This window comes from Mycobacterium avium subsp. avium, from assembly GCF_009741445.1.
In the GTDB taxonomy this organism is placed as follows: Bacteria; Actinomycetota; Actinomycetes; order Mycobacteriales; family Mycobacteriaceae; genus Mycobacterium; species Mycobacterium avium.
This window is the reverse complement of sequence record NZ_CP046507.1, coordinates 1,987,946-1,998,559: the sequence shown is the minus strand read 5'-3', so window position 1 is coordinate 1,998,559 and position 10,614 is coordinate 1,987,946. Positions and strand designations below refer to the sequence as shown.

Below are 10,614 nucleotides of genomic sequence, written 5' to 3'. Positions count from 1 at the left end.
ATGTCCGTAGCGCCGACCACGCGGCTGTGGTCTCGCCAGTTCGTCGCCGTGATCGTCGCGATCGGCGGCATGCAGCTGATGGTGGCGATGGACGGTCCCGTCGCGGTCTTCGCGCTGCCGAAGATCCAGAACGAAATGGGCCTGTCGGATGCGGCGCGGAGCTGGGTGATCACCGCCTACATGCTGACCTTCGGTGGCCTGATGCTGTTGGGTGGCAGGCTGGGCGACACCATCGGCCGCAAGCGCGCCGCTTTCCTCGTCGGGGTCGCGCTGTTCACTTTCGCCTCGGGCTTGTGCGGCATCGCCTGGGCCGGCGGCACGTTGATAGCGGCACGGCTGCTGCACGGTGCGGCCGCCGCGATCATCGCGCCGACCAACTTGGCGCTGATAGCGACCACCTTTCCGCGGGGGTCGGCGCGCAATGCCGCGACGGCGGTGTTCGGCGCGATGACCGGTCTCGGCGGAGTGCTGGGCCTGGTGGTAGGCGGGGCCCTCACCGACGTGTCGTGGCGGCTGGCGTTTTTGGTGAACGTACCGATCGGGCTGGCGGTGATCTACCTCGTCCTCATCACTCGACAGGAAACCCAGACGGAGCGGATCAAGCTCGACGTCACCGGGGCGGTGCTGGCCACCGTGACCGGAACGGCCGCCGTGTTCGGCATTTCGATGGGCCCGGAGGCGGGATGGCGCTCGCCCATCACGATCGGGTCGGGCGTGGTGGCGCTGGCCGCTTTCGTCGCGTTCGTCGTGGTGGAGCGCACCGCCGAAAACCCCATCGTGCCGTTCAACCTGTTCTTGGACCGCAACCGGTTGGCCGCGTTCGCGGCCATGTTCCTTGCCGGCGGGGTGTTTTTCACGCTCACCGTGCTGGTCGGACTGTATGTGCAGACCATGATGGGCTACAGTCCGCTGCGCGCCGGCGTCGCCTTCATCCCGTTCGGCCTCGCGATGGCCATCGGGGTGGGCGTGGCGTCGAAGCTGGTGACGTGGTTCCCGCCACGGGTGGTGGTGATCGCCAGTGGCGGCCTGATTCTGGGCGCGACGCTGTACGGCTCGACCTTCAATCGCGGCATGCCCTACTTCCCGAATCTCGTTGTGCCCCTGATCGTTTGCGCTATCGGCATCGGCGCGGTCTTCGTCACGCTCACGCTGTCGGTGATCGCCAGCGTCGACGTCGACCGGATCGGGCCGACCTCCGCGATCGCGGTGATGCTGCAGACCCTGGGCGGCCCGCTGGTGCTGGTCGTCGTGCAGGTGGCGATCACGTCGCACGCGCTGCGCCTGGGCGGCACGCTGGGTCCGGTGAAGTCCATGAACGCCGCCCAGCTGCATGCGCTCGATCGCGGTTACACCTACGGCCTGCTGTGGCTGGCCGGGGTCGTCGCGCTGCTCGGTGGGGTGACCCTGCTGATCGGGTACACCGCAGCCCAGGTGGCCCGCGCCCAGGAAGTCAAGAAGGCCGTCGACGCGGGGGAGTTGTAGCCGCCCGGGACCGGCCGAAGCAATCGGCATCGGCGAAAAACACGTTCGCAGAACGTGTTCCGATCCGTCCCGCCGGTCTTCGGATGCGTAAGTTTCTGCCGCGGACACCGCCACCACTCGGTCGGTTTGCGCCGACCACTCTATGTGCGGCCCCTGACTACGCTACCGACTTGATAAACCTGACAACGGGATTGAAACGCACGACGCTCGGGGTCATGCACTTCGCCGAGACCGTTTTCGGGCGCCCGGTCCGCAACAGCTAGTGCACCGCACCGTTCGGCTCTTGCCACAGCGAACTCTGGAGGACTGGTGACTACCTACCCGATCGACGACGTTATTCAGCGCTCGCCTTCCACCGATTCGTCCCCCCCGATCCGCACCACACCCGTGGTTCCGGTCGCCGTGATCGGCATGGCCTGCCGGCTACCCGGAGCCGTCGACTCCCCGGAGCGGTTGTGGGAGGCATTGTTGCGCGGCGACGACTTCGTCACCGAAATCCCGCCCGACCGCTGGGACGCCGACGAATACTACGACCCCGAGCCGGGTGTGCCGGGCCGGTCGGTATCGCGCTGGGGCGCATTCATCGACGACGTCGCCGGCTTCGACCCCGAGTTCTTCGGGATCAACGAGCGGGAAGCGACCGCGATGGACCCGCAACACCGCTTGCTGCTGGAGACCTCATGGGAGGCAATGGAACACGCCGGTCTCACCGAGGAGCGCGTCGCCGACTCCCGCACCGGGGTGTTCATCGGGTTGACGCACGGCGACTACCAATTGCTGGCCGCCGACACCCGCTCCGTGGAAGGCGCCTATGGCTTCTCCGGGAGCAACTTCAGCCTGGCTTCCGGGCGCATCGCCTACGCTCTGGGCGTCCACGGTCCCGCACTGACGGTGGACACCGCGTGTTCGTCCGGCCTGACCGCCATCCACCTGGCCTGCCGAAGCCTGCACGAGGGCGAAAGCGATCTCGCCCTGGCCGGCGGCGCCACCCTGGCGTTGGACCCGCGCAAGTTCTCCGCCGGGTCGGCCGAGGGCATGCTGTCGCCCACCGGACGCTGCCACGCCTTCGACGTCGCGGCCGACGGGTTCGTGGGCGGCGAGGGCAGCGTCATGCTGCTCCTCAAGCGGCTGAACGACGCGCTCCGAGACGGTGATCGGATCCTGGCGGTGGTGCGCGGCACGGCCGCCAATCAGGACGGTCACACCGTGAACATCGCCACCCCGTCCAAGACCGCGCAGACCGCGGTGTACCGGGCGGCGTTGGCCGCCGCGGGCGTGGATGCCGGCACGGTCGGCATGGTCGAGGCGCACGGCCCCGGCACCCCGGTGGGCGACCCGATCGAATACGCCAGCCTGGCTGAGGTCTACGGCATCGACGGCCCCTGCGCGCTGGCGTCGGTGAAGACCAACTTCGGCCATGCGCAGGCAGCCTCCGGAGCACTCGGGATGATGAAGGCGATCCTCGCGCTGCAGCACGGCGTGGTTCCCCGGAACCTGCACTTCACCCAGCTGCCCGACGACCTGGCCCGCATCGACACCAAACTCTTTGTGCCGCAGCAGACCACACCGTGGGTCAGCAACGGCGGCCACCCGCGACGGGCCGCCGTCTCGTCCTACGGGCTGTCGGGAACCAATGTCCATGCCATCCTGGAACAAGCACCCGAGCCTGCTCCCGAAACCGTTGCACCCGAAGGTATCTCGGCAGAATCGCCGCTGCTGTTCCCGCTGTCGTCCACCTCGGCCGACGAACTGCGCCGCACCGCCGGCCGGCTGGCCGACTGGGTGCACGCACACGGCGATCTGGCGCTGCCCGACCTGGCCTACACCCTGGCGCGCCGGCGCGTGCACCGCCCCGTGCGCACCGCCGTCCTCGCGGGCGACCGGGCCCAACTCATCGAGGCCCTGCGCGAGGTCGCCGACGGCGACACTCCCTACCCGGCCGCGGTCGGACGGGGCGACCGGGGGCCGGTATGGGTGTTCTCCGGTCAGGGTTCGCAGTGGGCGGCGATGGGCGCCGACCTGCTGGCCACCGAACCGGTGTTCGCCGCCACCGTCGCGCAGGCCGAACCGTTGATCGCCCGGGAGTCCGGATTCTCGGTCGCCGAGGCGATGTCGGCGCCGCAGACCGTCACCGGTCAGGACCGGGTCCAGCCGACGCTGTTCACCATGCAGGTCGCGCTGGCCGCCACCATGAAAGCCCACGGGGTGCGTCCGGGCGCGGTGATCGGGCACTCCCTCGGCGAGGCCGCCGCCGCCGTCGTCGCCGGCGCCTTGTCGCTGGAGGACGGGGCGCGGGTGATCTGCCGGCGCTCTCGGCTGATGTCCCGGGTCGCGGGTACCGGTGCCACGGCATCCGTGGAACTGCCTGCACAGCAAGTGCTTTCGGAGCTGACGGCGCGCGGCATCAGCGATGTCGTGGTGGCGGTGGTGGCCTCACCGCAGTCCACCGTGATCGCCGGCGCCGCCCCGACGGTTCGCGACCTGGTCACGGCCTGGCAGGAGCGCGGCGTGATGGCCCGCGAGGTGCCCACCGACGTCGCCTTCCACTCGCCCCAGGTCGATCCGATCATGGACGACCTGACCGACGCGCTCGCCGAGATCAGCCCGAGGCCACCCGAGGTGCCGTACTACTCGGCGACCCTGTTCGACCCGCGCGAGCAGCCGGTGTGCGACGCCCGCTATTGGGCGAACAACATGCGCCGCATGGTGCGATTCGCCACGGCCGTCCAGGCCGCGTTGGAGGACGGCTACCGGGTCTTCGCCGAACTGGCGCCGCACCCGTTGCTCGTCCGCGCGCTCGAGCAGACCGCCCGCAGCCGCGAAATACCGATGGCCGCCCTGGCCGGCATGCGCCGCGGACAAGCGCTGCCGCACGGGCTACGCGGCTTTGTGGCGGACCTGCACAATGCCGGCGCCGCGGTCGATTTCTCCGTGCTCTACCCGACCGGGCGGCTGGTGGACGCGCCGCTGCCGACCTGGACGCACCGCCGGCTGTGGTTGACCGACGGCGGGCTGGAGTCCCCGACACATGGCGGCTGCACCGTCGCGGTCCATCCGCTGCTCGGCCCGCACGTCCACCTGCAGGAGGAACCCGAGCGTCACCTGTGGCAGGCCGACGTCGGCACCGCCGCCCAGCCCTGGCTCGCCGACCACCAGATCCGCAACGTGGTGGTGCTGCCGGGGGCCGCCTACTGCGAGATGGCTTTGGCGGCCGCGCGATCCGTGCTGGGCGCGACGGCCGAGGTCCGCGACATCCGGTTCGAGCAGGCGCTGCTGCTGGACGAGAAGACCACGGTCGACGCCTCGGCGTCGGTGTCCTCGCCGGGGGTCCTGCACTTCACCGTGCAGTCGCATCAGGGCGGCGAACAGGCGCGGCACGCGTCGGCGGTGCTGGGTGCCGCAACGGACGAGCAGCCGGCCGCCCACGACCTGTCCGCGCTACTGACCGCGCACCCGCATGACGATGACGGCGACGAGGTGCGCCGGCGGATGGACCGACGCGGCGTCCAGTACGGTCCCGCGTTCGCCGGCCTGGGCGCCGTTCATAGCGGCGACGAGACCGGCACCGTCCTGGCCGAGGTGGCGTTGCCGCGCCAAATCCGCTCGCAGCAAGCCGCTTACGGCGCGCACCCTGCGCTGCTGGACGCCTGTTTCCAGTCCGTCGAAGCTCATCCGGCTGTTCGGGCGCTCGGCGACGGAGCGCTGGGATTGGTGCTGGGCATCCGTCGCCTGCGCGCCTACGGCGCCGCACGCAACGCCCACTACTGCTACACGCGGGTGACCAAGGCCGACACGTCCGGCGTCGAGGCCGACATCGACGTGCTCGACGAACACGGGGCGGTCCTGCTGGCCGTGCAGGGTCTGCGAGTGGGCACCAGCGCATCCGAGAGCGGCACCAGAGACCGTGTGCTGACCGAACGGCTGTTGAACATCGAATGGCGGCAACGGGAATTGCCCGAGCCGGAGCACGCCGACGCCGCAAGCTGGCTGCTGATCGGCACAACCGCCACGGCCGACGTACTGGCCAGCACATTGGCCGACACGCTGAAAAACCATGGGGCGCAATGCACCACGATGGCCTGGCCGCAGCAGGCCGACCACACCGCGCACGCCGAACAGCTGCGAAACCAATGGCGTGGCGACGGATTCACCGGCGTGGTGGTGCTCACCGGGCCGAAAAACGGTGATAACGACCAGGAGTCGGCACTGCTCAGCCGGGACCATGTGCAACATCTGGTGCGCATCGCCCGCGAGCTGACGGACCTGCCCGGCGAACCGCCGCGGCTGTATGTCGTGACCCGCAACGCCCAAACCGTGCTGCCCAACGACGTGCCCAACCTGGGCCAGGCGGGGCTGCGGGGCCTGGTCCGGGTCATCGGCATGGAACACCCGCAATTGGGCGCCGGCCAGATCGACGTGGACGAATCCACCGACGCGCAAGCGCTGGCGCGGCAACTGCTCGCCGGCTCCGAGGAGGACGAGACGGCGTGGCGAGACGGCGCCTGGTACACCGCCCGGTTGTGCCCCGCTCCGCTGCTGCCCGAGGAGCGGCACACGGCCGTCGCCAACCACGAGTGCGACGGGATGCGCCTGCAGATCCGCACCCCCGGCGATCTGGAGTCACTCGAACTCGTTGCCTGCGACCGCATTCCACCGGGACCCGGACAGATCGAGGTGGCCGTCAGCGCGTCCAGCATCAACTTCGCCGACGTGCTGGTCGCATTCGGCCGGTACCCCGCGTTCGAGGGGCGGCTGCCGGAACTGGGCACCGACTTCGCGGGCGTGGTGACCGCGGTCGGGCCGGACGTGACCGACCACAAGGTGGGCGATCATGTCGGCGGCCTGAGCGCCAACGGGTGTTGGGGCACCTTCCTCACCTGCGACGCGCGCCTGGCCGTCACCTTGCCGCCCGGACTGGCCGACGACCAGGCGGCGGCGGTGACGACCGCGCACGCCACCGCCTATTACGGCCTGCACGAGCTGGCCCGAATCGGGGCCGGTGACCGGGTGCTGATCCACTCCGCGACCGGCGGGGTCGGACAGGCGGCGATCGCCATCGCCCGCGCCGCCGGAGCCGAGATCTTCGCCACCGCCGGCAGCGAGCAACGCCGACAATTACTGCGCGACATGGGTATCGAGCACGTCTACGACTCGCGAACCGTGGAGTTCGCGGACCTGATCCGCCATGACACCGACGGCTACGGCGTGGACATCGTGCTCAACTCGGTCACCGGCGCCGCCCAGCGCGCGGGCATCGAATTACTGGCTTTCGGTGGGCGATTCGTCGAGATCGGCAAACGCGACATCTACGGCGACACCCGATTGGGACTCTTGCCGTTCCGGCGCAACCTGACGTTCTACGCCCTCGACCTGGCGTTGATGTCGTTCAGCCACCCGGACAGACTGCGCGGCTTGCTCAGGACGGTGTACCGGCTCACCGCGGACGGAGCATTGCCGATGCCGGAAAGCACGCATTATCCACTTGCCGACGCCGCCAGCGCGATTCGGGTGATGAGCGCCGCCCAGCACACCGGCAAGCTCGTGCTCGACGTCCCGCACGCCGGCCACAGCCGCGTGGTGGTGCCGCCGGCGCAGGTCCGCGCCTTCCGCAGCGACGGCGCCTACATCGTCACCGGCGGACTGGGCGGCCTGGGGCTGTTTTCGGCCGAAAAGATGGCTTCTCCCGGTTCTCGCGCCGGCTGCGGGCGCATCGTGCTGTGCTCGCGCGCGCTGCCCAATCCCAAGGCGCTGGCGACGCTCGAACGGATCCGCCAGATGGGTGCCGACATCGTGGTCGAGCGCGGCGACATCGCCGAGGCCGGCACGGCGCAGCGGTTGCTCGACGTAGCGACCGCCACCGGGCTTCCGGTGCGCGGCGTGCTGCATCTGGCGGCGGTGATCGAGGACGCCACGCTGGCCAACATCACCGACGAGCTCATCGAGCGGGACTGGGCGGCAAAGGTTTACGGCGCATGGAATCTGCACTGCGCGCTGCAAGAGTCCGGCGCCGAGCAGTCGCTGGACTGGTTCTGCTCGTTCTCCTCGGCGGCCGCGCTGGTCGGCTCGCCCGGCCAGGGCGCCTACGCCGCGGCCAACAGCTGGCTGGACGCCTTCACCCGCTGGCGCCGGGCCCGTGGCCTGAAGGCCACCGCCATCGCCTGGGGTGCCTGGGCGCAGATCGGGCGCGGTGCCGCCCTGGCCGATAGTGCCGATGTTGCGATCACTCCCGACGAGGGCGCTTACGCGTTCGAAGCGCTGCTGCGCCACGACCGGGCCTGCACCGGCTACGCCCCGATAACGGGCACACCGTGGTTGACCGCATTCGCGCAACGCAGTCCCTTCGCCGAGGCGTTCCGCGCCAACGGGCAAAGCGCAACGGGCACAAGCAAGCTGCGTGCCGAGCTCGAGGAGCTGCCGCCGGAAGAGTGGTCCACCCGGCTGCGGCGGCTGATCTCGGATCAGGTCAGCCTGATCCTGCGCCGCAACGTCGACCCCGACCGCCCGCTGCCCGAGTACGGCCTGGACTCGTTGGGCGGCCTCGAACTGCTCACCCGCATCCAGACCGAAACGGGCATCCGGGTGTCGCCCGCCGACATCGCCGCCATCGGCACCATACGCGGTTTGGCGGACCTGCTGCGGGACAAGCTGACGCCCGCGGGCGCGGCCCAGGCGGAAAGGGTTTAGCTCATGAGGATCGACTTACGTTGCGGCACAAAGGAGGAGAAGTGAGCGCACCCGAGAACCGTGACTTCTTCACCGACAAGTCAGTTGTCGACGACCCCTACGACTACTACGACGCGATCCGTCGTTGCCCGGTGTGGCGTGAGCCGGCGCACGGCGTGGTGATGGTCTCGGGGTACGACGAGGCCCTCGCGGTGCAGCGCGACACCGACCACGCCCTGTCGGTATGCAACATTGTCAGCGGTCCTTGGTCGGGGATACCGGCCAACACCGGCACCGACGACATCTCGGAACTGATCGAGCGGTACCGCAAGAAGGTCACGTTCGGCGATTACTTCATCACGTTCGATCCGCCGATGCATACCGCGCACCGCTCGCTGTTGAGCAGATTGTTCACCCCGAAGCAGCTCAAGAACAACGAGGACTTCCTGTGGCGGCTTGCCGACGAACAACTCAACCGCTTCATCGCGAATGGCAAGTGCGAGATGGTCATCGACTACAACTTTCCGTTCACCCTCGACGCGATCACGGACCTGTTGGACGTGCCGGAAGCCGACCGTGAGCGATTCCGCCGCGCCGCGATCGCCAGCAGGCTCGAAGGTGATCGCAGCGGCTTCGTCGGGGTGAAAGAGGAGTGGTTCGTCGAGTACGTCGAGGAACGGCGGCGCAATCCGCGCGACGACGTCCTCACGGAGTTGGCGCTGGCGAAGTTTCCCGACGGCACGACACCCGAACCGATCGATGTCGCCCGCGTTGCCACGTTCATGTTCGCCGCCGGCCACGGCACGACGATCGACCTGCTGAGCCTGTCGATGCTCACGCTCGCGGAGCGACCGGACTTGCAAGACCTGCTCCGCGAGGACAACTCAAAGATCCCCGCCTTCATCGAGGAGATGCTGCGCATCGAAAGCCCGATCAAATCGAATTTCCGTCTCGCGCGGCGCACCACCAGGATCGGCGACGTCGAGGTGCAGGCCGGCACCAGCATTCTGGTAATGAACGGTGCGGCCAACCGTGATCCGCGGCGGTTCGACGAGCCCAACGAATTCCGCCTCGACCGCCCGAACATACTGCATCACATGGCATTCGGCCGCGGAATTCACACGTGCCCGGGCGCTCCGATTGCCCGCGCCGAGGTGCGGGTCAGCCTGGAGCGGATCCTCAGCCGGATGGCCGACATCCGCCTTTCCGAGGCCAAGCACGGTCCGGCAGGCGCTCGCCGGCTCAGATGGGATCCCACCCTGTTGTTCCGGCGCCTCAAGGAATTACACCTCGAGTTCACCCCGATTCGGTGAGCCGTTCCGATGCGAAGACCAGCTGGAGATACCCACCGAATGGCCACGCAAGCGGTGACCCGATCGGCCGTCGCGGTTTGCGGCCTGGCCCTAGCGTTGACCGCGGCCGGGCCGGCGTCCGCCGATCGGGATCTGAGTCCGTTCGTCAACACAACCTGCGATTACGGGCAGGTGATGTCGGCGCTGCAGGCGGCAGATCCGCAGGCCGCCGCGCAATTCAGCGCTTCGCCGGAGAGCGTCTCGTTTCTGCGTCAGTTCCTCGCGTCACCGCCGGGTCAACGCCAGCAGATGGCCCAGATGTTGGCGAGCCAGCCGGGGGCCGACCAACAGTTCGGGCTTGTCCAGCGGGTCTTCAGCACCTGCAACAACTACTGAGCAGGTTCTCCGTGGCCACCCTCATCGAAGGCTTCCCCCTCATCAGCACGCTGCGCGACGCGGTGTTCCTCACCGCAACCGTCAGCGAGATCGAAGCGTTGACACCGCGAATGCGCCGCATCCGGTTCAGCGGCCCGCGACTGCACGGACTGGGCTGGACCCCGGGTCAGCACGTCCGGCTGCAGGTCGAAAGCCTGCGGCAGTCCGTGCTGCGGCTGCACCCATACCCCGTGCTGCGCACGTATTCCATCTACGCCGCCGACCCCGACCGCGGCGCGCTGGACATCGTGATGGTCGACCACGACGGCGACCCGAAGGGCGCGACGCCCGCCAGACGTTGGGCGATGGCCGCCACCCTCGGAGATCACGTCCGTATGACCCGGCCCCAGGGCAAGTTCGTCATCCGGGACGACGCGCCCTATCACGTGTTCGCCGGCGAGGAAACCGCGTCGGTCGCGTTCGCCGCGATGCTTCGATCTTTGCCCCCCACCGCCGAGGTCTACGGAGTGGTGGAGGCCGCGACCGAAGCCGACCACCTGCCCCTGGCCCGGCCCCTCGAACAGGTCGAGCGCGGCGGCGCCCCGGCCGCGAACTCCGCCGTGCTCGCCGACGCGCTGCGCCGCCTTCCGCTGCCGGACCATCCGGGCGTCGCCTACCTCGCCGGCGAGGCCCGCACCGTGCAAGCCCTGCGCCAGATATTGATCACCGAACGCGGCTGGAAGCGAAACCAGGTACGCACCAAGCCTTTCTGGTCGCCGGGCCGCACCGGCATGGAGTAATC

General features: G+C 68.9%; 5 protein-coding genes. All 5 read left to right on the top strand.

Features of this window, described 5'->3' with window-relative positions:
- Positions 1-1,482 carry an MFS transporter gene (locus tag MAA44156_RS09195; protein WP_009976594.1) on the top strand — a complete coding sequence of 494 codons (1,482 nt, stop codon included), beginning with the start codon at positions 1-3 and terminating at the stop codon, positions 1,480-1,482.
- Positions 1,483-1,791: 309 nt separating this feature from the next.
- On the top strand, positions 1,792-8,166 hold the full coding sequence (gene pks2, locus MAA44156_RS09190; RefSeq protein ID WP_009976595.1) for a sulfolipid-1 biosynthesis phthioceranic/hydroxyphthioceranic acid synthase: 6,375 nt from the start codon (positions 1,792-1,794) through the stop codon (positions 8,164-8,166).
- Positions 8,167-8,207: 41 nt separating this feature from the next.
- Entirely contained in the window at positions 8,208-9,458 is a 1,251-nt protein-coding gene (locus tag MAA44156_RS09185) for a cytochrome P450 (protein WP_009976597.1), read from the top strand.
- A 39-nt stretch (positions 9,459-9,497) separates the two neighbouring features.
- Positions 9,498-9,833 (top strand): hemophore-related protein, encoded by a 336-nt coding sequence (locus tag MAA44156_RS09180; RefSeq protein ID WP_009976598.1) that lies wholly within the window; start codon positions 9,498-9,500, stop codon positions 9,831-9,833.
- 11 nt (positions 9,834-9,844) lie between these two features.
- Positions 9,845-10,612 carry a siderophore-interacting protein gene (locus MAA44156_RS09175; protein WP_009976599.1) on the top strand — a complete coding sequence of 256 codons (768 nt, stop codon included), beginning with the start codon at positions 9,845-9,847 and terminating at the stop codon, positions 10,610-10,612.
- Positions 10,613-10,614: the final 2 nt, after the last annotated feature.